Origin of the sequence: Streptomyces sp. NPDC050842 (genome assembly GCF_044456565.1) — a bacterium.
In the GTDB taxonomy this organism is placed as follows: domain Bacteria; phylum Actinomycetota; class Actinomycetes; order Streptomycetales; family Streptomycetaceae; genus Streptomyces.
Window position 1 is genome coordinate 127,326 of record NZ_JBITGA010000013.1, and the last position, 23,142, is coordinate 150,467.

The 23,142-nt window shown below is 72.8% G+C and carries 21 protein-coding genes; 8 read left to right on the plus strand and 13 right to left on the minus strand.

The features are described 5' to 3' along the window. The first annotated feature begins 333 nt into the window (after positions 1 to 333). From ACIBG6_RS34795 to ACIBG6_RS34805, 3 genes are read left to right on the plus strand one after another with little or no spacing between them, the layout of a single operon-like run. The gene (locus ACIBG6_RS34795; RefSeq protein ID WP_399226714.1) at positions 334 to 873 is read left to right on the plus strand and encodes a SigE family RNA polymerase sigma factor; all 540 of its coding nucleotides are present in this window, start codon (positions 334 to 336) and stop codon (positions 871 to 873) included. Next, positions 873 to 1,547 carry a hypothetical protein gene (locus ACIBG6_RS34800; protein WP_399226715.1) on the plus strand — a complete coding sequence of 225 codons (675 nt, stop codon included), beginning with the start codon at positions 873 to 875 and terminating at the stop codon, positions 1,545 to 1,547. Before ACIBG6_RS34795 ends, ACIBG6_RS34800 begins: the two co-directional genes overlap by 1 nt. 26 nt (positions 1,548 to 1,573) lie before the next feature. Then, positions 1,574 to 1,873, plus strand: coding sequence for a hypothetical protein (locus ACIBG6_RS34805; RefSeq protein WP_399226716.1), 300 nt, complete (start codon positions 1,574 to 1,576; stop codon positions 1,871 to 1,873). Positions 1,874 to 1,888: 15 nt separating this feature from the next. Here the strand turns inward: ACIBG6_RS34805 and ACIBG6_RS34810 are convergent, their stop codons facing one another. After that, entirely contained in the window at positions 1,889 to 2,395 is a 507-nt protein-coding gene (locus ACIBG6_RS34810; RefSeq protein ID WP_399226717.1) for a hypothetical protein, read from the minus strand. Between the two features lie 99 nt (positions 2,396 to 2,494). Between ACIBG6_RS34810 and ACIBG6_RS34815 the strand changes: the two genes are divergently transcribed. From ACIBG6_RS34815 to ACIBG6_RS34830, 4 genes are all read left to right on the plus strand, one after another. Continuing rightward, positions 2,495 to 2,839 carry a PadR family transcriptional regulator gene (locus ACIBG6_RS34815; RefSeq protein WP_399226718.1) on the plus strand — a complete coding sequence of 115 codons (345 nt, stop codon included), beginning with the start codon at positions 2,495 to 2,497 and terminating at the stop codon, positions 2,837 to 2,839. After that, entirely contained in the window at positions 2,836 to 3,513 is a 678-nt protein-coding gene (locus tag ACIBG6_RS34820) for a permease prefix domain 1-containing protein (RefSeq protein WP_399226719.1), read from the plus strand. The genes ACIBG6_RS34815 and ACIBG6_RS34820 overlap by 4 nt, the downstream gene beginning before the upstream one ends. Before the next feature lie 102 nt (positions 3,514 to 3,615). Next, complete coding sequence (locus tag ACIBG6_RS34825; RefSeq protein WP_399226720.1) at positions 3,616 to 5,346, plus strand: rhamnogalacturonan lyase B N-terminal domain-containing protein; 1,731 nt, start codon at positions 3,616 to 3,618, stop codon at positions 5,344 to 5,346. 128 nt (positions 5,347 to 5,474) lie between these two features. Continuing rightward, complete coding sequence (locus ACIBG6_RS34830; RefSeq protein ID WP_399226721.1) at positions 5,475 to 6,992, plus strand: carboxylesterase/lipase family protein; 1,518 nt, start codon at positions 5,475 to 5,477, stop codon at positions 6,990 to 6,992. A 16-nt stretch (positions 6,993 to 7,008) separates the two neighbouring features. Here the strand turns inward: ACIBG6_RS34830 and ACIBG6_RS34835 are convergent, their stop codons facing one another. The 12 genes from ACIBG6_RS34835 to ACIBG6_RS34890 all read right to left on the minus strand — a co-directional run bounded on the left by ACIBG6_RS34835 (position 7,009) and on the right by ACIBG6_RS34890 (position 20,658). Beyond that, positions 7,009 to 8,139, minus strand: a complete 1,131-nt coding sequence (locus tag ACIBG6_RS34835) for a pectinesterase family protein (RefSeq protein WP_399226722.1) — start codon at positions 8,137 to 8,139, stop codon at positions 7,009 to 7,011. Between the two features lie 81 nt (positions 8,140 to 8,220). Next, positions 8,221 to 9,516: a polysaccharide lyase family 1 protein gene (locus tag ACIBG6_RS34840; RefSeq protein WP_399226723.1), complete on the minus strand. Its 1,296-nt coding sequence runs from the start codon at positions 9,514 to 9,516 to the stop codon at positions 8,221 to 8,223. Positions 9,517 to 9,518: 2 nt separating this feature from the next. Continuing rightward, positions 9,519 to 10,361 carry a rhamnogalacturonan acetylesterase gene (locus tag ACIBG6_RS34845; protein ID WP_399226724.1) on the minus strand — a complete coding sequence of 281 codons (843 nt, stop codon included), beginning with the start codon at positions 10,359 to 10,361 and terminating at the stop codon, positions 9,519 to 9,521. Beyond that, the gene (locus tag ACIBG6_RS34850; protein WP_399226725.1) at positions 10,358 to 11,695 is read right to left on the minus strand and encodes an ABC transporter substrate-binding protein; all 1,338 of its coding nucleotides are present in this window, start codon (positions 11,693 to 11,695) and stop codon (positions 10,358 to 10,360) included. The genes ACIBG6_RS34845 and ACIBG6_RS34850 overlap by 4 nt, the downstream gene beginning before the upstream one ends. An 83-nt stretch (positions 11,696 to 11,778) precedes the next feature. Beyond that, positions 11,779 to 13,329, minus strand: coding sequence for a family 43 glycosylhydrolase (locus ACIBG6_RS34855; RefSeq protein ID WP_399226726.1), 1,551 nt, complete (start codon positions 13,327 to 13,329; stop codon positions 11,779 to 11,781). Then, positions 13,326 to 14,171, minus strand: a complete 846-nt coding sequence (locus tag ACIBG6_RS34860; RefSeq protein WP_399226727.1) for a PmoA family protein — start codon at positions 14,169 to 14,171, stop codon at positions 13,326 to 13,328. Before ACIBG6_RS34860 ends, ACIBG6_RS34855 begins: the two co-directional genes overlap by 4 nt. Continuing rightward, on the minus strand, positions 14,168 to 15,331 hold the full coding sequence (locus tag ACIBG6_RS34865) for a Gfo/Idh/MocA family protein (RefSeq protein WP_399226728.1): 1,164 nt from the start codon (positions 15,329 to 15,331) through the stop codon (positions 14,168 to 14,170). The genes ACIBG6_RS34860 and ACIBG6_RS34865 overlap by 4 nt, the downstream gene beginning before the upstream one ends. Positions 15,332 to 15,357: 26 nt before the next feature. Further along, positions 15,358 to 16,257: a carbohydrate ABC transporter permease gene (locus ACIBG6_RS34870; RefSeq protein ID WP_399226819.1), complete on the minus strand. Its 900-nt coding sequence runs from the start codon at positions 16,255 to 16,257 to the stop codon at positions 15,358 to 15,360. A 14-nt stretch (positions 16,258 to 16,271) separates the two neighbouring features. Continuing rightward, the gene (locus ACIBG6_RS34875) at positions 16,272 to 17,225 is read right to left on the minus strand and encodes a carbohydrate ABC transporter permease (protein WP_399226729.1); all 954 of its coding nucleotides are present in this window, start codon (positions 17,223 to 17,225) and stop codon (positions 16,272 to 16,274) included. Between the two features lie 148 nt (positions 17,226 to 17,373). Continuing rightward, the gene (araD, locus tag ACIBG6_RS34880) at positions 17,374 to 19,095 is read right to left on the minus strand and encodes an L-arabinonate dehydratase (RefSeq protein ID WP_399226730.1); all 1,722 of its coding nucleotides are present in this window, start codon (positions 19,093 to 19,095) and stop codon (positions 17,374 to 17,376) included. Beyond that, positions 19,092 to 19,994, minus strand: coding sequence for a dihydrodipicolinate synthase family protein (locus ACIBG6_RS34885; protein WP_399226731.1), 903 nt, complete (start codon positions 19,992 to 19,994; stop codon positions 19,092 to 19,094). The genes araD and ACIBG6_RS34885 overlap by 4 nt, the downstream gene beginning before the upstream one ends. A gap of 13 nt (positions 19,995 to 20,007) precedes the next feature. Continuing rightward, positions 20,008 to 20,658: a GntR family transcriptional regulator gene (locus tag ACIBG6_RS34890; protein ID WP_317601192.1), complete on the minus strand. Its 651-nt coding sequence runs from the start codon at positions 20,656 to 20,658 to the stop codon at positions 20,008 to 20,010. Between the two features lie 221 nt (positions 20,659 to 20,879). Between ACIBG6_RS34890 and yicI the strand changes: the two genes are divergently transcribed. Continuing rightward, the gene (gene yicI / locus ACIBG6_RS34895; protein WP_399226732.1) at positions 20,880 to 23,129 is read left to right on the plus strand and encodes an alpha-xylosidase; all 2,250 of its coding nucleotides are present in this window, start codon (positions 20,880 to 20,882) and stop codon (positions 23,127 to 23,129) included. Positions 23,130 to 23,142 lie beyond the last annotated feature (13 nt).

Consider the following 23,142-nt stretch of genomic DNA (forward strand, 5'->3'; position numbering starts at 1 on the left):
CCAAGTCCCCGTCCGCGCCCGCCGGGTCGTCCGCGTCGGCAGGGCCCGCCAAGTCCCCGTCCGTGCCGGCCGGGTCGTCCGCGTCGGCAGGGCCTGCCAAGTCCCCGTCCGCGTCGGCCGGGTCGTCCGCGTCGGCAGGGCCCGTCAAGTCCCCGTCCGCGTCGGCCGGGTCGTCCGCGTCGGCAAGGCCCGCCAAGTCCCCGTCCGCGTCGGCCGGGTCGTCCGCGTCGGCAGGGCCCGCGGGCACGTCCGCCGGGCCTGCGGGTACGTCCGCCGGGACCGCTGCCACGTCCGCCGGGACCGGTTCGGCGGTCGGAGCCACCGAGGGCCGCCGTGGTCGCGGTGGACGCTGAGGGCGACGACAGCGCGACGGAGTTCCGGGCCTTCTTCGCGCGTCACTACGCCGAACTCGCCCGCCTCGCGCACCTGCTGACAGGCGAGACCGACGCCGCCGACGACCTCGCCGCCGACGCCATGCTCGCCCTCTGGCACCGCTGGGACCGGGTCCGTGCCGCCGACCACCCCGCCGCCTACGCCCGGGGCGTCGTCGCCAACCTCGTCCGCACCCGCATCCGGGGCACCGTGCGCGAGCGGCGTCGGATCGCCGCCTTCTGGGACCGGCGCCCCGACCACGTCGAGGACCCCGACGTCCCGGCCGTCGTCGACGTCCGGGCGGCGCTCCGCGCCCTGCCCTTCCGCAAGCGCGCCTGCGTCGTGCTGCGCCACGCCTTCGACCTCTCCGAGCGCGACACCGCACTCGCCCTGGGGATCTCGGTCGGTACGGTCAAGAGCCAGACCGCCAAGGGGATGGCCGAGCTCCAGCGCCTCCTGGGCGATCGGGCCGCCACCGAACTCGTCGCGGGGAGGCGTTGATGCACGAGGACCAGCTGCGCCGCGAGCTGCGGGAGGCCGGGCTCGCCCACCAGCCCGACCACGCCCGCATGCTCGCCCGGGTGGAACGCGGCCTCGCCGCACCGCCGCAGGCGTCCCTGCGCGCCCGCGCGGCCGTCCCGTGGACCGGCAGGCGCTGGGCGGTGGCCGCGGCCGTGGCGGTGGCCGTCGCCGGGGTCGTCGGCGTCGGCGGACTCGCCGTGACCACGCTGGACCGGGGGAGGACCGCACCCGCGTCGGAGCTGCCCGCGCCGGGGCCGGTGGCCGTGGCGGCCGGCACCATGGACCCCGGCAGCAACCGCTGGTGGGCGCAGGGCGATCTCGCCGTGACGACGGAGACACCGGTGTCGGGCCTCGTCGTCGACGTGCGGGTCGCCCGCACGGCCGGCGTCGTGAGCACGGGCCACTGGCGCACGCGCCCCGCCGAGGACTTCACCGTCACGGCCACCGAGGAGCCGGGCGCCCTGGTCTACCGGTGGACCCTCAAGCCGGGCCGTACGGTCCCGCCGGGCCGCCACGTCTTCGCGGTCCAGTACAACCACGCCGAGGGGGTACGGGACGCCTCGGCCGACACGTACACCGTCGTCCTGACCGGCGGCGACGGCGGCCGGGCCACCCTCCGGGGCGGCTTCGGGGCGGCAGTCCCCACGAAGTGACGGGCTTGATCGCCCGCTGAGGCGAGGTGGTTCCCGGCTGGGTCCCGGTCCTGCCGGGCCGCCGGATCCCTCCGGCGGCGGTGCTCGCCCCGGCCGCCCTCGGCGCCACGGCCCTCACGCTCCTGTCGACCGTGCTCGGCTTCGTCACCGAGATCAGGGGCACCACGATCCGGGGCGACGCCCTGTCCGCCGACTTCCCGAGCCGGGGCGGCGGCTGGGAGGCCGGCTTCTCCTCCCTCTGTCACGCCCCGCTGGTCCTGTGGGGGCCGCTGCTCGCCGTCCTCACCGTCGCGTACGGGAACCGGCGCCCGCGGGCCCGCGGATGACGCCGCCGCCGGGCGTCACACCCCCGTCGTGGAGCCGGGGCGGACGATCATCAGGACGACGACGACCGCCCAGAGGAGATTGAACACCCCGGTGAGCATGGCCAGTCGGGACGCCAGGGGCCGCGCCTCCGCCTCGGAGGCCGCGCCCTCGGCCAGGGCGAGCAGCCGTCGCTGGCCGGGCAGGACGGCCAGGCCGAGGAGGGCCGCGGCGATCGTGGTCAGCACGAGCGACACGATCAGCCAGGCGTCGGTCAGGACGCCGAGCTGGGCGCCGGTCGCGATCCCGAAGACGGGGACGACGACACCGGCGACGGCGTAACCGGCGCAGACGCGGTGGAGGACCACGGCCGTCCCGGTCCCCCCGGCCCCTCCTGTCTCCTCGCTCCCTTCGGACGGGCCGTCCTGCTTCCCGCCGCCGCAGGCCCGCAGCGCGACGCGCGGGAACATCGAGGCGGCCACGGTGATCGATCCGACGGTGACGATCGCCACCAGGACGTGGACGGACAACAGGAATTCGGTCACGGCGCATGCCTCCGCGTCAGTACTCGGTCCATTGACTGCCAATATGTTGGCTGCCAATACATACACTGCCTACCGATCCTTTGGGTAGGCTGCCTACTCATGAAGGCGGATGCGGTACGAGGACACCTGGACGGACTGCTGCTCGCGGTGCTCGAACAGGGCCCGCTGCACGGGTACGCGATCATCGCCGCGGTCCAGCACCGCAGCGGCGGCGTGCTCGAACTGCGTACGGGCACGATCTATCCGGCGTTGCAGCGGCTGGAGCGGCTCGGACTCCTGAGCAGCAGCTGGCAGTCGTCCGGCGAGCGGCGCCGGCGCGCCTACGAGCTCACCGAGGCGGGCAGGCAGACCCTGGCGGGCGAGCGGACGGCGTGGAGCGAGTTCACCGCCGCGATCGGCTCGGTCCTGAACCCGACCACGCCGCCGCCCGGGCTGGCCACGTGAGCGCGCCCACGGCCGATCCCCTGGAGGCGTACGTCGCCGGACTGACCGCCGCCCTGCACGGCCCGGCCCGCGCCAAGGCCCGGCTGATCGAGGAGATACGCGGCGGACTCGTCGACACCGCGGACGCCCATGCCGAGCAGGGCAGCCCGTATCCGGACGCGATCCGCGCGGCGGTACGGGAGTTCGGGTCGGTCGAGGAGCTCGTACCGAGCTGCCAGCGGGAGCTGACGCTCGCCCAGGCCCGGCACACCGCCCGGGCCGTCGCGCTCACCGCCCCCTTCCTCATCGCCTGCTGGTACCTGGCCGGGACCCCCGCCCCCGACCAGGCCGCCGCTCAGCTGCTCGCCGCCCACCTGGCCGGTGTCGCGATCGTCGCCACGCTGCTGTCCGCCGCGGCGCTCGCCGTCACCGGCACCCTCGCCCGCCGACTGCCCATCCCGCCCCGGCTGCCGCTCTTCGTCGCCTGGACCGGGACCACCGCGGGCGTCGCCATGGCCGTCACGACGCTCGCGCTCGCCATCGCCTCGGCCCTCGCCACGAACTGGCCGCTGCTCGCCTTCGCCGGAGCCCTCGCGGCCGCCTCGCACGCGGTCGTGGCGACCTCGGCCCGGGCCTGCCGCCGCTGCGCCCGCCTGCCGGTGACCAGGACGGCGCGGCTGATGCCTGACGGCTGACGTTCCGCCTCGTACGGGGGCAACCCTTCCGCGGCACGGCGGCGACCTAGGAACAACCGGGAGCCGCCCCGTACCCCCCCGTACCGAAGGAGCCGCACGCCGATGCGCTCGTACGACGACACAGGCACCGACACCGACGACACAGGCACCGACGACACCGACACCACCGCCGCCCCGCACCCGCTCCGCCGCCGTGCCCTCCTCGGTGCCGCCGTCGCCGGCACGGCCGCCGCCGTCACCGCGGGCCTCGCGCCCGGCACCGCCGCCGCGGCCGGCTTCGGCTGGAGCGACGACGGCACGCAGTACGTCGTCGACACCGGCGCCGGACTCGTGTTCAAGGTCGCGAAGGCCACCGGGGACCTCACGTCCCTCGTCTACAAGGGCACGGAGTACGAGGGGTACGGCGGCAAGCACTCGCACGTCGAGTCCGGCCTCGGCGCCTCCACGGTCACCCTCGCCCAGACCGGCTCCACCGTCCTCGTCACCGTCGTCCACGGCACGCTCCGCCACTACATCGCGGCCCGCTCCGGCCTCGGCAACGTCTACCTGTGGACCGACAAGGCCGACACGTCCTTCACCGCCACCCGCTTCATCGCCCGCCTCAAGCCCGGGATCTTCCCGAACGAGGGCCCCGACTCCTGGGTCGAGGGCGCCGACACCGTCATCGAGGCCGGGGACGTCTGGCAGCGTGCCGACGGCCACACCCGCTCCAAGCACTACTCCGGCGTCCGCGTCATGGACTACGACCACATCGGCTACACCACCGGCTCGGTCGGCCTCTGGATGATCCGCTCGAACCACGAGAAGGCCTCGGGCGGCCCGTTCTACCGCTCGCTCCTCCGCCACTCCAACGAACTCGGCGTCGGCCTGTACGAGATCCTCCACTACAACCAGTCCCAGACGGAGGCGATGCGCTTCGGCCTCCAGGGCCCCTACACGCTCGCCTTCACCGACGGCGGGACGCCCGCCCCGGCGCTCTTCGCCGCGAACCACGACACGTCCTGGGTCGACGGCCTCGGCATCCCCGGCTGGGTCGGCGCGGCGGGCCGCGGCCGGGTCGCGGGCGTCGGCCTCGCGGGGATGGACGCGGACCACCCGTACACGGTCGGCTTCGCCAACGCCGACGCCCAGTACTGGACCCGTGCCACCGCCGGCACGGGCGCCTTCTCGTGCCGGGGGATGCTCCCCGGCACGTACACCCTCACCGTCTACAAGGGCGAACTGGCCGTCCTCACCGGCACGGTGACCGTCACGGCAGGCGCCGCCACCGCCCTCCACACCCTCACCCTCACCAACGACCCGGCCACCGCCCCCGCCATCTGGCGGATCGGCGACTGGGACGGCACGCCCGGCGCGTTCAAGAACGCCGCCCTCATGACGTACGCCCACCCCGCCGACGTACGGGCCGCGTCCTGGACCGGGAACGTCGTGCTCGGCGCGGGTGACGTCTCCGCCTCCTTCCCCTGCTACCTCTGGAAGGGCGTCAACGACGGCGTCCTCGTGTACTTCAGGCTCACCTCCGCCCTGGCCGCAGCCGCGCACACCCTCCGGATCGGCGTCACCACCGCCTTCCTCAACGGACGGCCCCAGGTCACCGTCAACGACTGGGTCTCCGCGATCCCCTCGCCGCCGGCGCAGCCCGCGACCCGCTCCCTCACCAACGGCTCGTACCGCGGCAACAACCACACCTTCACGTACGTCGTCCCCGCGAGTGCCTGGAAGACCGACCCGAGCCAGTACAACGTGCTCCGGCTGAACGTCGTCAGCGGATCCTCCGGCACGGGCTTCCTGAGCCCGGGCACCGCGATCGACTGCGTCGACCTGCTGCCCTGACCCCTGACCACAGGTGCCCTGGGTGGGCCGAAGTCCCGCCCCGGGCCCTCGCATTGACATCAAGGGTGTGTGAATCGTCATGATCTTGGTGTTGGTGCCGCCGATGCCCCTGATGCCAAGCTGCGACCATGGTCATCTTCGATACGTCTCACGGTGCGGTGCGGGGCTTCCGGGCCTCCGCCGAGGTCGTCGCCGTGCTCGGCATCCCCTACGCGGCCCCGCCGTTCGGCGCCAACCGCTTCCGGGAGCCTCTCCCGGCTCCCGCGTGGTCCGGAGTGCGGGACTGCACGGAGTTCGGCCCCGTCTCCCCGCAGTCGGCGGAGCTGCCCGGCTCACCCGTGTGGTCGCCCGGCGACGAGGACATCCTCACCGTCAACATATGGACCCCGGTCCCGGACGGGGGTCGTCTGCCCGTCCTGGTCTGGATCCACGGCGGTGCCTACACCTTCGGATCCTCGGCCCAGCCCGACTTCGACGGCACCGCGCTCGCCCGTGCCAGCCTGGTCGTGGTCACCCTCAACTACCGGCTCGGCTTCGAGGGGTTCGGCCACGTCCCCGCCGCCGGAGCGACGGCCCACCCGGACAAGGCCCACCCGGACAACCGGGGCCTGCTCGACCAGGTCGCGGCCCTGCGCTGGGTCAGGGAGAACATCGGCGCGTTCGGCGGCGATCCCGGGAACGTCACGGTCGCCGGCCAGTCCTCCGGAGCCGCCTCCGTCGCCTGCCTGATGGTGATGGACCGCGCCCGCGGCCTGTTCCACCGCGCCATCGCGCACAGCGCCGTCAGCCCGCACTACACCCTCGACATCGCCGCCGCGACCACCCGTGAGGTCGCCGCGGCGGCGGGATGCGCCGCCACGGCGGAAGGCCTCACCTCCGCGACCCCGCAGGCCCTGGTCGTCGCCTCCGACCGGGTCGTCGACGACTACCGGCGGGACCCCGCCTCCGGGTCCCGCCACTACGACCCCTCGCTCTACGCCCCCGTCCTCGACGGCGACGTCCTGCCCACCGACCCCCTCACCGGGCTGGCCGCCGGTGCGGCCCGGGGCGTGGACCTGCTGGTCTGCCACACCACGGAGGAGTACTGGCTGCTCGACGCCGTCGGCAGCAGCGCGAAGGTCACCACCGAGGAGCAACTGGCGCGCTTCGCCGAGGACTTCGGGCTCCCCGACGGCCTGGTGGCCGGCTACCGCGCCGCGATGCCCCAGGCTCCGGTGCTCGACGTCTACCTCGCCGTCTTCGGTGACCTCCTGTTCGGGGAGTACAGCAACCGGCTCGCCGACCTGCACGCACGAGCCGGCGGCCGGGCGTTCCTGTCGCGCTTCGACCGTCGGCGCACCGGCCCGGACGGAGTCGTACGGGCCTGGCACTGCGCGGACGTCCCCTTCGCCTTCGGCAACGTCGACAGCGACTGCGTGGCCTTCCTCATCGGCGGCGCCCCCACCTCCGCGGACCATGGACTGGCCCGCCGCATGGTGCGCGCGTGGGCCGACTTCGCCGCCACCGGAGACCCGGGCTGGCCGTCGGTCGACGGCTCCGCTGCGCAGGCCCACACCTGGACCACCGACGACGATCCCGACGACGACCTGCCCACGGCTGAACGTGCTCTGTGGGCCGACGCGGAATTTCCCGTCCTGCGCCCGTGAACGGGCAGCCCCCTCGTCAGGCGCAGGGCCTCCGGGGGAACCAGTCGCCGAGATACGTCTCCCGGGTCGCCGTCGCGGCCTGCGCCGCCGCGAGCTGGGGACGGTTCTCCGGGACGGTGACCGCCGCGCCCCGGCCGGTGTTGCGGTACTCGGCGAAGCGCTGCGCCTGCCACGGGTGGGCGTCGCGCATGTTCGCGTACGGGGCGGCGGCGTCGATCCCGGGGCCGAGGGCGCTCTCCCGGACCACGAGCGACGGCCAGGCGGTCAGGTCCGAGCTCGGCACCCAGGGTCTGGCCAGCTTGTGGAAGCCGTCGGGCGCCTCGCTGGTGATCCGGCAGCGGGAGGCCAGGAAGCCGTACGGGTTGGCGCCCGCCGTCGACGGGGCGAACACGAAGCCGTACGGGGCGCCCGTCAGATCGGTGCGGACCAGCGTACGGAAGTGGCAGTGCTCGAACACCGCCGTCGCGCGGCCGAAGACGAAGTCGACGTCACCCTCGACGTAGCAGTGCGCGAAGTACTGACGGGCGAAGGACGTCAGGGACGTCGAGTCCGCGTACAGCGTGTCCTGGTGACCCAGGAAACGGCAGTGGAGGAACGCCGAGCGATCGCCCTGCACCTTCAGCGCGACGGCCTGGGTCCCGGGGTTCCCGGGGAGGTCCGTGCGGAGGAAGTCGTTGGCGAAGGTGACCCCCTGGGCGGTGAAGCCGTCCGCCTGGACGGTCGTGGTCGCCGAACCGCTCGTGCCGTAGGTGCCGCCCTCAGGGCGGGGCGTACCGGCCGCGTTGTCGTACACCACGACCACGTCCCGGGGGTCGCCGCTCGCGCCGATCCAGGTCATGTCCGTACGGGCGGCGCTCACCGCGACGGTCTCCCGGTACGTCCCGGGGGCGAGCACCAGCGTCCGGCCGGTGCCGCTCGCGGCGGTGACCGCGGCCTGGAGGGTGGTGTGGTCGCCGAGGCCGCCGGGGTCCACGTACAGCGTCCGCCCGGTGAGCCGGGCGGACGGCGAACCGAAGCGTCCGAAGAGTCTGTTCGGTGCTGCGGCCGCGGTGGCGGCGGGCAGTGCCAGGGCAAGAGCCGCGCCGACACCGGCGGTGAGAAGGGTACGGCGGCCGAGGGCATCGGCACCGGGGTGGTGCGAGGGCATGCGGGTGCTCCTTCGCTGCTGGGGAGGGAGGGAACGGAGGGAGGCCGGGTGCGGCGATACCCCGGCCTCCAGCCGGGAGGCTCAGCGCGCGCGGCCGGCGCCCGCGTGGAGGGCGACGCGGACCGGGACGACCAGCGGGTGGTCGACACGGGTGCGCAGGGCCGGCGTCCAGCCCGCGTCCGCGCGCAGGACCTCCCCGGGGAACTGCTCGTTGTGGACGGCGAGCAGGTCGACCGGGCGGCCGTTGACGTAGTTGCCGGAGGTCGTGACCGGCGCGTCCTTCCACTTCTTCAGGATCTGCCCGGCGGGCACGTCGGCGGCGAGCGTGAACGCGTTCTTCTCGGCGACGAGCTGGGACTCCTGGCCGATGCCCAGGCTGTACACGTAGGACGGACCCGCGACCACGAAGTGGTTGTTGTACGCGTCGACCTGCCCGAAGCGCACCCGGGGCGCCCGCTCCACGACCTTGTCGAAGAGGTTGTGGTGGAGGGTGACGCGCAGCTTGCCCCGGTCGGTGGCGCCCGCGCTGTCGCTGTTGCCGATCATCAGGGTCTTGTCGTGGTCGGTGAAGACGTTCCAGGAGGCCGTGACGAGGTCCGCGCCGCGCACCACGTCCAGCTCGCCGTCGTGCTGCTGGTAGACCTCCCCGTAGTACGAGGGCAGCGAACTGTCCGGGTGGGCCCCGTCGGTGAAGGTGTTGTGGTCGATCCAGACGTGGGTGGAGCCGTACACGACGAGGCTGTCGTACTCGGAGTTCCACGCCCCGGTCGCGCCGTCCGTCGGGTCCCACTGCGGGAAGCAGTCGAGGGGGCTCTCCAGGGTCAGGTTCCGGACGATGACGTTGTCGACGCCCTGGACCTGGAGGCTGCCGCCGGTGATCCCCGCGTGCCTGCCGACGCCCACGATCGTGGTGTTCGCGGGCACCTTCACCTTGATGGCCTGCCCTTGTGCCGTGGCGGAGGCGGCCCGCAGATCCTCCTGGGGGCCGCTGACCCCGTTCTCGTACCCCCAGACGGCCGGGTCGTAGTCGGCGAGGTAGCGGGCGAAGTCGTAACCGGGGGCCTCGAAGGCGGCGCAGCCGTCGGCGGTCGCGTTCAGCGTGCCCACCACCTTGACGATCCGGGGCTCGGTGCCGGGCGCTTCGAGCGCGGCGCGGAACTCCTCCCAGGTGGTGACGGTGACGACCCGGGAGGCGTCGGCGGCGGATCCGCCGGTGGTGCCGGCGCCCTCGGACGCCCAGCCGTCGCCGGCCGGCAGGGTCGCCCTCGCCGGGTCGGCGGCGGGGCGGTGGCCGGAGTGGGCGCCTGCGGCGGGCGCGGTCACCGTCAGGGCCAGCGCGGTGGCGGCCACGACTCCCAGCTTCTTGCGTCTGTTCACGGTCAGCTCTCCTCAAGAACGGGCTCGGGCACGGGCCAGGTGATGCGGTCGGTGGGGATCTCGTCGTCCAGGCGGCGCGTCTCGCGCGGCGTGAGGACGTGGGTGCGGAGCAGCTCGGCGGCGACGAGCCGGGCCACCTCGATCGCGCCGGGCGGGTTGAAGTGGGTGTTGTCCTGCTCGGTCGCGGTCCAGTTGAAGTACGTCTTCGTGGCCTCGGGGCCGAGCTGCTGCCACAGGGCCAGGGACAGCGATTCGATGTCGAGCAGCGGGACGTCCGCCTCCAGGGCGGTCTCCCGCATCGCCGCCGGGTACGCGCCGTGGGTGCGCAGGGCCGTGCCGTCGGCGGCGAACTTCCGCCGCTCGACGGAGGTGGCGAGCACCGGGAGGGCGCCCCGGGCCCGCGCTCCGTCGACGAAGACCCGCAGATTGTCCTGGTAGGTGGTCCACGGCTCGGTGTAGCGGGTGGGGTCGGCGGTCTTCTGGTCGTTGTGGCCGAACTGGACCAGGAGCAGGTCGCCGGGGCGTATCGACGTCAGGATCGCGTCGAGCCGGCCCTCGGCGAGGAAGCTCTTGGTGCTGCGTCCGTTGACCGCGTGGTTGGCGACGGTCAGGCCCTTGTGCAGGAAGAAGGGGAGCGCCATGCCCCAGCCGGTCTCGGGCGCGGCGTCGGCGTACTTCTGGGCGGCCGTGGAGTCGCCCGCGAGGAAGACGGTGCGCATACGGGGGTGTCCTTGGGGAGGGTGACCTCGGGTGGGGAGTCCCTGGGCGCGGGCGGCGGGCGCCCCGGCCAGGGCGAGCGCGAGGCCCGCCCCGGCCGTGACCACCGCGCGGCGGCCGACGCTCACTTCTTCTGCTGCTTCCACTCGGCCTGGGCCGCGTTCAGCTGCTCGGCGAGGGCGTCGAGGAACTCCTTGGCCGTGGCCTTCCCGAGCAGGACCTTCTGGAAGGCGGCCTCGTTGTCGGCCTTGGAGATGGTGTTCCAGTCGGGCAGGTAGTACGGCAGCTGCACGATCGACGCCTTGCCGCTGAAGAGGACGTCGGCGGCGAGCTTGGTCGGCTCGGCCTCCTGGATCCACGCGTCCTTCGCGGCCTCCGTGTTGGCGGGGATCGCGCCGGCCGACTTGTTCCACTTGCTGTTGGACTCGTGGGAGGCCGCGAACTCGATGAACTTCCAGGCGGCGGCCTTGTTCTTGCTCGACGAGAAGAGGCCGAGGCCGTCGACCGGGTTGGAGACCTGCACCCGGGTGCCGTCGTCGAGGGTCGGGTTCGGGATGCCCCGGAACTTCTCCGTGCCGAGCGCCTTCACGTGGTCCTGGTACGAGCCCAGGTTGTGGTTCAGCATGCCGATCTCGCCGCTGTCCCACTGGGCGACCATCTTGGTGAAGTCGTTGTTGACGTCGGCCGCCGGGGTGGTCTTCTTGAACAGGCCCGCGTACTTCTCCAGGGCCGCCACGTTCTTGGGGTCGTTGACGGTGGTCTTGTCGCCGTTCCAGAAGCCGGTGATGCCGCTCTGGCCGTACATCGCGTCGAGGGCCTGCGCGACGGAGCCGGCGCCGCCGCGGATCGTGTAGCCGAAACGGTTCTTGTCCTTGGCGGTGAGCTTCTCGGCCGCCGCGTAGAACGCCGACCAGGTGGTGGGCTCGGCCAGACCGGCCGCCTTGAACAGGTCGGTGCGGTAGTAGAGGACGCCGTTGCTGGCGGAGGTGGGGACCGTGAACAGCTTGTCCTGGCCGCCAGCGGCCTTGACGCTGTCGACCATCCCGGTGTTCAGCTTGCCCTTGAGCGCGCTGTCCTCGACCCGGGCGTCCAGCGGCTCCAGGGCGTTCTGCGCGGCGATCCCGGCGAGCATGGCCGCGCCGACACCGCCGACGTCCGGCAGGCCGCCGCCCTGGATGGCGGTGTCGTACTTGGACTGCACCTCCTTGGAGGCGACGCCGACGTACTCCACGTCGATGTCCGGGTTCGCCTTCTCGAAGTCCGCGATGATCTCCTTCCAGACATCGGTGCGGACGCCGCCGTTGTTGTCCCAGAAGGTGATCTTGCCTGTGCCCGATCCCTCCGTACCCTTGTCGCCGCCTCCGCTGCCGTCGTCACCGCAGGCGGTGGCGGTCAGGGCGAGGACGCCGGACAGGGCGAGGGCGAGGGCGGCTCTGCGCCGTCCGCCGGGGAAGATGGTCATCGTCGGCTCTCTTCTCTCGGGGTCTTGCGGGGATGGGGATGTGGGGGAGCTCAGGGGGGGCAGGGGGTAGGGGGCTGGGGTGTTCAGGCGGTGACGCGGAACGCGGTGAACACGGCCGTCCCGGCGTGTCCCGCGCCCTCCGGCGCCCCCGCGAACAGGCCGAGCAGCGCACCGACCCAGCGCCAGGGGGTGGCGGCGAACTCCGGGCCCAGCGGGACCGGACCTCCGGCGCCCTCCTCGGTGTACGAGAACCGGCAGCGCGCGTCCGCGGTGACGTCGATCCGCAGGAGGACCCGGTCCCCGGCCACCGGCCGGGAGTGGGCGGCGTCCCGCTCGCGGTCGGCGTTGGCCGGGGCGAAGCGGTGCGTCAGCCCGACCGTGCCGTCCGGCGCCCGTTCCAGACCGATCCAGGCGTACGCGTCGCCGAGGACCACGAGCCCCGCGCGGGCCCCGACCGCCTCGCCGTCGAGCCGCAGCCCGACCTCGACCGTGCACGCCCCGGCCGGCAGCCGCTGGGTGAGCACGTGCGGCACGCTCCGCAGATCGTCGAGCCGCTCCGTACGGACACAACCGAGGCGCAGGCCGTCGCCCGCGTGCTGGGTCGCCCAGCCCTCGTCCGGGTTGGCGGTCCACTGCCACTGGCGGCCGAACCGCCCGCCGGGGAAGGTGTCGTCGACCGCGGGCCGCGAGGGCGGCTGATCCGGCAGGTCCGGCTTGCGGTGGACGCGGACGGGCGCGCCGCAATCACCGAGCACCGGCCAGCCGTCCGTGCCCCAGCGCATCGGCTGGAGGTGGACGAGCCGGCCGTGCGCGCCCGACTGCTGGAAGTGCAGGAACCAGTCCTCACCGCGCTGGGTGCGCACCCAGCCGCCCTGGTGGGGGCCGTTGACGTCGGTGTCGCCCTGCGCGAGGACGGTCCGCTCCTCGTACGGGCCGTGGAACGACCGTGACCGGAAGGCGCCCTGCCAGCCGGTGGCCACGCCCCCGGCGGGGGCGAGGATCCAGAACCAGCCGTCGTGCCGGTACAGCTTCGGGCCCTCCAGGGTGAACCAGCCCGGGATCAGGTCGGCGTCCACGAGGACCCGGCCCTCGTCGAGGACCTTCGTGCCGTCGGGGCTCATCCGGTGCCCGGTGAGCCGGTTGTTGAACCCGGCGCGGGACTTCGCCCACCCGTGGACGAGGTACGCCTCGCCGGACTCCTCGTCCCACAGCGGGCAGGCGTCGATCAGCCCGAGCCCCGACTTCACCAGGTGCGGTGCGGTCCACGGGCCGCGCACCGAGGGGGAGTTGACCTGGAAGATCCCGTGGTCGGGGTCGCCCCAGAAGATCCAGAACCGGCCGTCGTGGTGCCGCAGGGAAGGCGCCCAGACCCCGCGGTCGTGCCGGGGCGCCGTGAACGCGGCGGCCGGTTCGAGCCGCTCCAGGGCGTGGCCCACCAGGGTCCAGTTGACCAGGTCCCGGGAGTGCAGCAGCGGCAGCCCGGGGGCGCGGCCGAAGCTGGACGCCGTCAGGTAGTAGTCCTCGCCCACCCGGACGACGTCGGGGTCCGACCAGTCGGCCGCGAGGACCGGATTGCGGTACGTACCGTCACCCAGGTCGCCCGTGGCGACGCCGGCGGCGGCCGCCCCGCTCACGAGGCCACCGCCTTGCGGACCAGGGCGGCGGCGCCGGGCCGGTCGAGTCGGCCGTCGGCGACGACGGTGACCACCCGCCGTACGAACGTCTCCCCGGCCGGCACCGGCAGCCGGCCCTCGTGGGCGAGGGACGAACCCACGCCCGGGTACTCGGCGGCCCGTACGAACCACGGGTCGCGGCGGGTCGTCTCCGTCGCCCCGGCGAAGACCAGGGTCCAGCCGTCGCCCGAGAGCGCCACCCAGTCGGAGCGGGCGCCGTGCACCGACTCCTCGCCGTCGGCGTCCGCCCCGAAGACGACGGGTGCGGCCGCCTCCTTGGGCGCGCGCCAGAAGAACCCGCCGTACGCCGCGCCCGGCCGTCCGTTCGTCGCGGGGCTGCCGATCGACAGGTCCCGCCCCGACACGTTGGCGAGGGAGAAGGTGAGGTCGAGCGCCCAGGCGGAGTCCGTGAGGGCGGTGGCCGCCACGGTCCGGTGCTCGCGAAGGAGCCGCTCGCCCGCCGCCCACCAGGTCAGCTCCTCGACGAAGCCGTCCGGGTCGCACAGCTTGAACCCGTCGTGCCGCTGCAGGCCGTGGTTGTCGAGCTCGACCGAACCGCGGTCGCGGACGAAGGTGCGCCCGCCCCAGAAGTTGTGGCCCGCCACGTCGGGGACGGCGACGCCCGCCCCGAGGTGGTGTGGATGGTCCTCGGGCACGGTCTCGGTCACCACCCGACCGGCGAGGGTCGTCACGGGGTGGAGATACGGCCGGGGCGCGTGGTCGAGGGCCAGTGGGGGCCGGGTGGTGTAGCGGGCGACGGTGCGGCCCGCGCAGCGCAGGAGGGTCGGTGCCTCGGTGGTCATCGGGCCTCCGCCCGGGTCGAAGGCGCCCAGGCGGCGCCGAGTTCGGAGAAGAGCCGCAGTTCGTCGGCGCTCGCGTCGACCAGGGCGTCGATCCCGTCGACGACCCGGCGCGGCGCGCTCTCGCCGGGCTCGGTGTGCCAGTGCGAGGCGGGTATCCCGCGCGGGTCCGGAGCCGTACGGACCGCCTCGACGACCCGCATGAAGGCGCCGGTCTCCGCCGGGGGCACCCACAGCGGCTCGCCGTCCGTCACATGGGCGACGAGGTTCTCCAGGAGGTCGGTCCGCCCGTACTCGGTCTCGACCGGGCCGTGCCCCGCCCGCTGCACGAGCACCCGGTCCTGCCGGTACCAGAAGGTGATGCGGCCCTGGCTGCCGTGGACGACGACGTACGGCTCCGAGGACTTCTCGGCGCAGAGCGTCGCCGCCACCGTCACCGGGGTGCCGGCCGCCGTCAGGACCCGTACGCAGGAGGTGTCGTCGGACTCGATGGCGTGGGCGTGGAGCAGTTCCGCCTCGATGTGCTCGACGTCCTCGGCCCGGGTGGAGCCGGAGAGCGCGAGCGCCGTGGCGACCGCGTGCGCCAGGGGGTTGGTGAGCGCCCCGTCGACGACGTCGACCCCGGCGAGGCGCCGGTGACCCGCCCATGGGGCGCGCCGGAAGTAGGCCTCGTCGCGGACCCAGGCACCGGCGGCGCCGACGCCGAGGAGTTCGCCGATCGCGCCCTCCTCGACCATCCGGCGGATCGCGGGCACCGCGTGCGAGCCGAGCGACTGGAAGCCGATCTGACAGGCCACCCCGGCAGCCTCGACGCCGTCGGCCATCCTGCGGAACTCCGCGAACGACGGGGCGGGCGGCTTCTCCAGGAGGATGTGCGCGCCGTGCCGGGCGGCGGCGAGCGTCATGTCGGTGTGGGTCTGGATGGGCGTGCTGAGCACGGCGATCCGGGCGCCGGTGGAGGCGAGCAGCGCCTCGAAGTCGGCGGACTGCTCCGGGTCCCCGATGCCGTCGAGCTCGGCCGCGTCCAGCGGGCGCAGCTCGCAGACCCCGGCGAGGCGGACGAGCCCGCGCTCTTCGAGGCGCCGGATGTTGAGGAGGTGGCTGCGGCCGTGGCCGCGGGCGCCGGCCAGGACGACGGGGAGCGGGGTGCGTACGGTGTTCATGTCTTCCTTGTTCACGTGGTGGCCGCTCATCCCTTCACCGCCCCGGCGCTGAAGCCGGTGACCAGCCACTTCTGGATGAAGGCGAAGACGATGACGACGGGGACGGCGGCGATGACCCCGCCCGCCGCGAGCGCGCCGAGGTCGACGCTGTCGGCGCCCATGAGGGTGTTGAGGCCGACCGGGATCGTCTGCTTGTCCTGGCTGCTCAGGAACATCAGGGCGAAGAGGAAGTGGTTCCAGGCGTGGACGAAGGCGAAGGAGCCGACGGCGACGAGCCCGGGCCGCAGCAGGGGGAGGACGACGATCCGGAAGGCGCTGAAGCGGTTGCAGCCGTCGACCCAGGCGGCCTCCTCCAGGGAGTACGGCACGTTCCTGATGAAGCCGCTGATGAGGATCATCGACAGCGGGAGCTGGAAGACCGTCTCGGCGATGATGACCGAGCCGAGGGAGTTGATCATCCGCAGCTCGGCGAAGATCTGGAAGAGCGGGACGAGCAGCAGGGCGCCCGGCACGAACTGCGAGCAGAGCAGGGCCAGCATGAAGCCCTTCTTGATCCGGAAGTCGAAGCGGGCGAGCGCGTACCCCCCGGCCAGCGCGACGACCGTGGTCATGACGAGCACCGCGACGCCGATGAGCAGGCTGTTCTGGAAGAAGACGCCGAAGCTGCGCTCCGTCCACACCTTCTCGAAGTGCTCGGTGGTCATCGGCCACGGCAGGAGCGACGTGGAACCGGCCGGCCGCACCGCGAACAGCAGGATCCAGTAGAAGGGGACCAGGGTGAAGATCAGGTAGATCCCGAGGGGCAGGTAGATCTGCCAGCGGGGGACCTCGTCCCAGGCCGGGCGGCGCTTGCGGCCGGCGGCCGGCGGGGTCCGGTCGGGGGGCGGGGGTGCCTGCGCGGCCCCGGGGGCGGGGGCGGCGGTCAGGGTGGACTCGGCTGTCACTTGCCGTCGCCTCCGAACTTGCTCAGGCGCAGATAGACCATCGAGCAGAAGAGAAGGATCACGAACGCCACCGTGGTGAGGGCGGAGGCGTATCCGAAGTTGTGGGCGTCGACGCTGGTGTGGGCGATGTACAGCGGGAGGGTGGTCGTCTCGCCCGCGGGGCCGCCGCCGGTCAGCGTGTAGAGCAGGTCGACGTTGTTGAACTCCCACACCGCGCGCAGCAGCGTGGACAGCACGATCGCGTCCCGGATGTGGGGCAGCGTGATGTGCAGGAACTGGCGGATCCGGCCCGCCCCGTCGACCTCGGCCGCCTCGTACAGGTCCTTCGGTACGGACTGGAGGTCGGCCAGGATGAGGATGGCGAAGAAGGGCACCCCGCGCCAGAGGTCGGCGACGATCGCCGCGGGGAAGACGGTCGCGGTGTCGGAGAGCAGCGACGTGCCGTACTCGCCGAGGCCCAGGTCCGCGAGGTACCGCGTGATGCCGGTCTGGGAGTTGTAGAGCAGCACCCAGATCGCGGAGGTGAGCACGCCCGAGACGGCCCACGGCGAGAAGACGAGGGCCCGGCCCAGGGCGCGGCCCACGAAGGTCTGGTTCACGATCAGGGCGAGGGCGAGGCCGAAGAGCAGCTGGAGGGTCACCTCGACCACGACCCACTTCAGGCTGAAGGACAGCGTCCCCCAGAAATGCGGGTCGTCGGTGAAGATCCGGGTGAAGTTGTCCAGGCCGGCGAAGCCGTTCCGCCAGGGCTTGGTGGGGTTGTAGTGCTGGAGGCTGTAGTAGAAGACGCTGAGCACCGGGTAGGCGATGAAGCCCAGCATCAGCAGTCCGGCGGGGGCGATCAGGAGATACGGCAGTCGGCGGGGGGCCGCTCCCGTGCGGCGGCGCCTCCGTGCCGGTTCGGCCTGGGACGTGTCGGCCTGGGGCGGTGAGGTCACAGCTGAGGCCATGACGGCGGCTCCGTTCTCGGTGAAGCGCTTCGCGAACGACGTTCGAGATTTCGGACAGGTGGGGCGGGGTGGGCTTCGGGGTGGGGTTCGGGGTGGACTGGACGGTGCCCTGGGCGTGGTGCTCAGGGCGGTGCTGCGGGTGGCGGGGTCAGCCCGCGTACGGATCTGGGGTGGTTCCCGGCCTGGCCAGGAACGCGAAGTCGCAGCCGGTGTCGGCCTGGGAGATCTGCTCCATGTAGAGCGCGCCGTAGCCGCGTTCGTACCGGGCCGGCGGAGGCGTCCACGCGGCCCTGCGGCGGTCCAGCTCCTCGTCCGTGACGTGCAGGTGGAGGGAGCGGGCCGCGACGTCGAGGGTGATCGTATCGCCCGTACGGACGAGGGCAAGGGGTCCGCCGACATGGGACTCGGGCGCCACGTGCAGCACACAGGCCCCGTAACTCGTCCCGCTCATCCGGGCGTCGGAGATCCGGACCATGTCCTTCACCCCCTGCTCCAGGAGGTACGCGGGGATCGGCAGCATCCCGTACTCCGGCATGCCCGGACCGCCCTTGGGGCCCGCCCCGCGCAGCACGAGGACGTGGTCGGCGGTGATGCCGAGCGCCGGGTCGTCGATGGTCCGCTGCATGGTCCGGTAGTCGTCGAAGACGACCGCGGGACCGGTGTGCTTCAGCAGCCGCGGCTCGGCCGCGATGTGCTTGATGACCGCGCCGTCCGGGCAGAGGTTGCCCCGCAGCACCGCGACCCCGCCCTCGGCCGCCAGCGGCCTCGACCGGTCCCGGATCACGTCGTCGTCGTGGACGAGGGCGCCGGCGAGCTGCTCGCGCAGGGTGGCGTGCGAGACCGTGGGCCGGTCCAGGTGCAGCACGTCCGTGAGCCGCGAGAGGAACCCCGGCATCCCGCCCGCGAAGTGGAAGTCCTCCATCAGGTACCGGCCGCCCGGCCGGAGGTTCGCCAGGACCGGGACGGTCCGCGCGATCCGGTCGAAGTCGTCGAGCGTGAGCTTCACCCCGGAGCGCCCGGCCATCGCGATCAGGTGGATCACCGCGTTGGTCGAGCCGCCGAGCGCCAGGACGGCGGCGACCGCGTCCTCGTACGCCTCCCGGGTCAGCAGCCGTGACAGCCGCAGGTCCTCCCGTACGAGCTCCACGATCCGCAGCCCCGAGGCCGCGGCCATCCGGTCGTGGCCCGAGTCCACCGCCGGCACCGAGGAGGCGCCCGGCACGGTCACGCCCAGGGTCTCCGCGGCGGCGGTGAGCGTGGAGGCCGTCCCCATCGTCATGCAGTGGCCGGGCGAGCGGGCCAGACCGCTCTCCAGCTCGGACATCTCGCAGTCGCCGATCCGCCCGGCGCGCTTCTCGTCCCAGTACTTCCACATGTCCGTACCGGAGCCGAGGGTCTCCCCGCGCCAGTGGCCGGGCAGCATCGGACCGGCCGGGACGAAGACGGTCGGCAGGTCGACGGAGGCCGCGCCCATCAGCAGCGCCGGAGTCGTCTTGTCGCAGCCGCCCATCAGGACCGCCCCGTCCACCGGGTACGAGCGGAGCAACTCCTCCGTCTCCAGGGCGAGGAGATTGCGGTAGAGCATCGGCGTCGGCTTCTGGAAGGTCTCCGAGAGCGTGGAGACCGGGAACTCCAGAGGGAAGCCGCCCGCCTGCCACACCCCCCGCTTCACGGCCTGCGCGCGGTCGCGGAGATGGACGTGGCAGGGATTGATGTCGGACCAGGTGTTGAGGATCGCGATCACCGGCTTGCCGAGGTGCTCCTCGGGCAGATAGCCGAGCTGGCGGGTGCGGGCGCGGTGGCTGAACGAGCGCAGCCCGTCCGTGCCGTACCACTGATGACTGCGCAGGTCCTCGGGCTTCCTCGTCACATCGGCCACCCGGCGGCTATCGCGGCGACCTCGGCCCGCTCGCTCTCGGGGAGTTCACGGCTCGGCGGGCGGATGTCGCGGCGGCACAGGCCGAGGGAGGCGAGGGCCTCCTTGACCACCGTCACGTTGTCGGCGCTGCCGTTCGCCGCGCGCAGCTCCTCGAAGCGGCGGATCCGCTCCCACACCTTCATCGCGGTCGGGTAGTCGCCCGCCCGCAGGGCGTGCAGCATCTCCAGGGAGAGCGCGGGGGAGACGTTGACGAGGCCGGAGGTGAAGCCGGTCGCGCCGCTCGCGAAGTAGGAGGGGGCGTACGGCTCGGCGAGCCCCGCCACCCACACGAAGCGGTCGAGGCCCGCGTCCCGGGCGAAGCCGGCGAACCGGGAGGCGTCCGGGACGGCGTACTTGACCCCGATCACGTTGGGGCAGGCGGCGCCGAGTTCGGCGAGCCGGGCACCGCTCAGGAGCGGGTTGCGGAGGTACGGGACGACGCCGAGCTCCGGCACGGCCTCGGCGATGGCCCGGTGGTAGTCGACCCAGCCGCTCTCGGAGACGTACGGGTGCACGGGCTGGTGCACCATCAGCATGTGGGCCCCGGTGGCGCGGGCGTGTCGGGCGGCCTCGACGGCCGTCGGCACGTCGTGGCCGACGCCGACGAGGATCACGGCGCGGTCCCCGGCCTCCTCGACGGTCGCCTCGGTGAGGGAGCGGCGCTCCTCGGGGGCGAGGGCGTAGAACTCGCCCGTGTTGCCGTTCGGCGTGAGGGTGCGTACACCGCCGTCGAGCAGCCGGCGCAGCAGCGTCCGGTGCGCGGCGGTGTCCACCGAACCGTCCTCGGCGAACGGGGTGACGGGGATGGCCACCACATCGGCGAGGGCGGCCCTCAGGGTCTCGAAATCCATGCTCACTCGGTGCTCACTCGCTGTTCAGAGGGGAGTGGGGGAAGGCGCGCTCGACGAACGAGGCGATGTGGTCGTGTACGGCCAGGCCGGCACCCTCGACATCGCCCGCGGCGGCGAGCCGCAGGATCTCCTCGTGCTCCGCGGCCTCGCGCTCCCAGGAGGGGACGGCGGCCCAGGCGACCGTGGAGACCAGGGCGGCCTGGTCGCGGACCTCGTCGAGCATCCGGCCGAGCAGCGGATTGCCGCAGGGCAGATACAGCGCGCGGTGGAAGTCCCGGTTCGCCAGGGACCGTTCGGCCGGGTCCTCGGCCCCGGCGGCCCGGCGCAGCGCCTCGTGCGCCGCGTCGAGCGGGGCGGCGGAGGCGACCGCGCGGCGGACCGCCTCGGGCTCCAGGAGCAGGCGCACGTCGTAGACCGACCGGGCCATGTCCGCGTCGACCATCCGGACCGTGACGCCCTTGTACTGGCTCATCACCACGAGCCCGCTGCCCGCGAGGGTCTTGAGCGCCTCGCGCACCGGAGTCTTCGACACCCCGAAGCGCGCGGCGAGTTCGGTCTCCACGAGCGCCTGGCCGGGTCTGAGCCCTCCGGTGAGGATGTCGTGCTTGATCGCTTCCAGGACGTACTGGGTGCGGGACGGGATGGGGCTGGGGGCGAAGGCCATGGAGCACTCTCAGATCTCGTGTATCGCGTCTCATATATGACGTACGAAGTGCAACGGGCATGAAGCTATGGGGGCGTTCGTGTTTCGTCAATGCTTCGCGCAAACGCTTTCTACGGGACTGGTCCACCGTTTTGTTTTCTGGGATAACTATTGGGGGCTCGGTGCGCCCCTCCTCCCTCGGCGCAGCCCCCACCCGCCTCACCCCACCCCCAAGGACCCGCATGAAGTTCACCGACGGCTTCTGGCTGATGCGCGAGGGCGTCCACGCCTCGTACGCCACCGAAGTCCGCGATCTGCGCGCCGAAGCCGACCGCTTCACCGCCTACGCCTCCGTCAAGCGGGTCGCGACCCGTGGCGACACCCTGAACTCGGCGCTCCTGACGGTGGAGTGCCGGTCGCCCGCCGACGGGGTGATCGGGGTCCGCGTCACCCACCACGCGGGGAAGGTCCACCGGGGCCCGGACTTCGCCCTGGCGGAGGGCTCCGGCTGCGGAACCGTCGTGGTCGACGGTCCTGTCGTCGAACTCGCCTCAGGACCGCTGCGGCTGCGCCTGGACCGCTCGAAGCCCTGGACGCTGGACTTCCGCGACGCCGACGACCGCCCGCTCACCGAGGCGGGCCGCAAGGGCACCGCCTTCGTCACCACCGCCGACGGCTCCCACCACATGGCGGTCCAGCTGGCGCTCGGCGTCGGCGAGCAGATCTACGGCCTCGGCGAGCGCTTCACGCCCTTCGTGAGGAACGGCCAGAGCGTCGACATCTGGCAGGCCGACGGCGGCACCAGCAGCGAACAGGCCTACAAGAACATCCCGTTCTACCTCTCCTCGCGCGGCTACGGCGTCTTCGTCGACCACCCCGGACGGGTCTCGTTCGAGGTCGGCTCCGAGGCCGTCGGCCAGGTCCAGTTCAGCGTCGAGGACCAGAGCGTCGAGTACTTCGTCGTGGCGGGCCCGACGCCCAAGGAGGTGCTCGCCCGCTACACCGCGCTCACCGGCCGCCCGGCCCTGCCCCCGCCGTGGTCCTTCGGCCTCTGGCTCACCACCTCCTTCACCACCCGCTACGACGAGGAGACCGTCACCTCCTTCGTCGACGGCATGGCGGAGCGCGGCATCCCGCTCTCCGTCTTCCACTTCGACTGCTTCTGGATGCGCGAGTACCAGTGGTCGGACTTCCGCTGGGACCCCGAGACCTTCCCCGACCCCGAAGGCATGCTGGCCCGGCTGAAGGAGCGGGGCCTGCGCGTCGGCATGTGGATCAATCCGTACATCGCGCAGAAGTCCGCGCTCTTCGAGGAGGGTGGAGAGCGGGGCTATCTACTCAAACGGCCGAACGGCGACATCTGGCAGTGGGACCTGTGGCAGCCCGGCATGGCCCTGGTCGACTTCACGAACCCGGCGGCCCGGACCTGGTTCCAGGACAAGCTGCGGCCGCTGCTCGCGCAGGGCGTCGACTGCTTCAAGACCGACTTCGGCGAGCGGATCCCCACCGACGTCGTCTGGCACGACGGCTCGGACCCCGAGCGGATGCACAACTACTACGCCCAGCTCTACAACCGGACCGTCTTCGAGCTCCTGGAGAAGGAGCGGGGTACGGGCGAGGCCGTGCTGTTCGCCCGCTCGGCGCCCGCCGGCGGCCAGCAGTTCCCCGTCCACTGGGGCGGCGACTGCTGGGCCTCCTTCGAGGCGATGGCGGAGTCGCTGCGCGGCGGACTCTCGCTCTCCCTCAGCGGGTTCGGCTTCTGGAGCCACGACATCGGCGGCTTCGAGGGCACGCCGGACCCCGAGGTCTTCACGCGCTGGCTCGCCTTCGGCCTGCTGTCCTCGCACAGCAGGCTGCACGGCAGCGACTCCTACCGGGTGCCGTGGGAGTTCGGCGAGGAGGCCGTCGCGGTCGCGCGCCGCTTCACCCGGCTCAAGCACCGGCTCATGCCGTACCTGTACGGGGCGGCCGCCGAGGCCCACGCCGCGGGCGTCCCCGTCATGCGGCCCATGCTCCTGGAGTTCCCCGGCGACCCGGCCTGCCGGACCCTGGACCGGCAGTACATGCTCGGCCCCGACCTGCTCGTCGCCCCGGTCCTCGCGACGGGCGGCGAGGTGGAGGTGTACCTGCCGACGGGGGAGTGGACCCACCTCCTCACGGGCGAGACGGTCACAGGCCCGGGCTGGCGCCACGAGACCCACGCACTCGACAGCCTCCCGCTGTACGTCCGCCCCGGCACCGTCCTGCCCCTGGGCGCGGACGACTCCCGCCCGGACGGCGCGTGGCTCGACGGCCTGACCCTCCTGGTGGCCCCGGGCGCCGCCCTGGACACGACGACCACGGTCACCGTCCCGGACCACCGGGGCGCTCCGGCGGCGGTCTACCGCGTGACGCACACGCCGGAGGGCCCGCGCGCGGAGGCGACGGGTACGGAACTGCCGTACGAGGTGAGGAGCCTGGGGACGGAGCCGGGGGAGTCGCCCGGCTTGTGAGCGCAGGGCACGG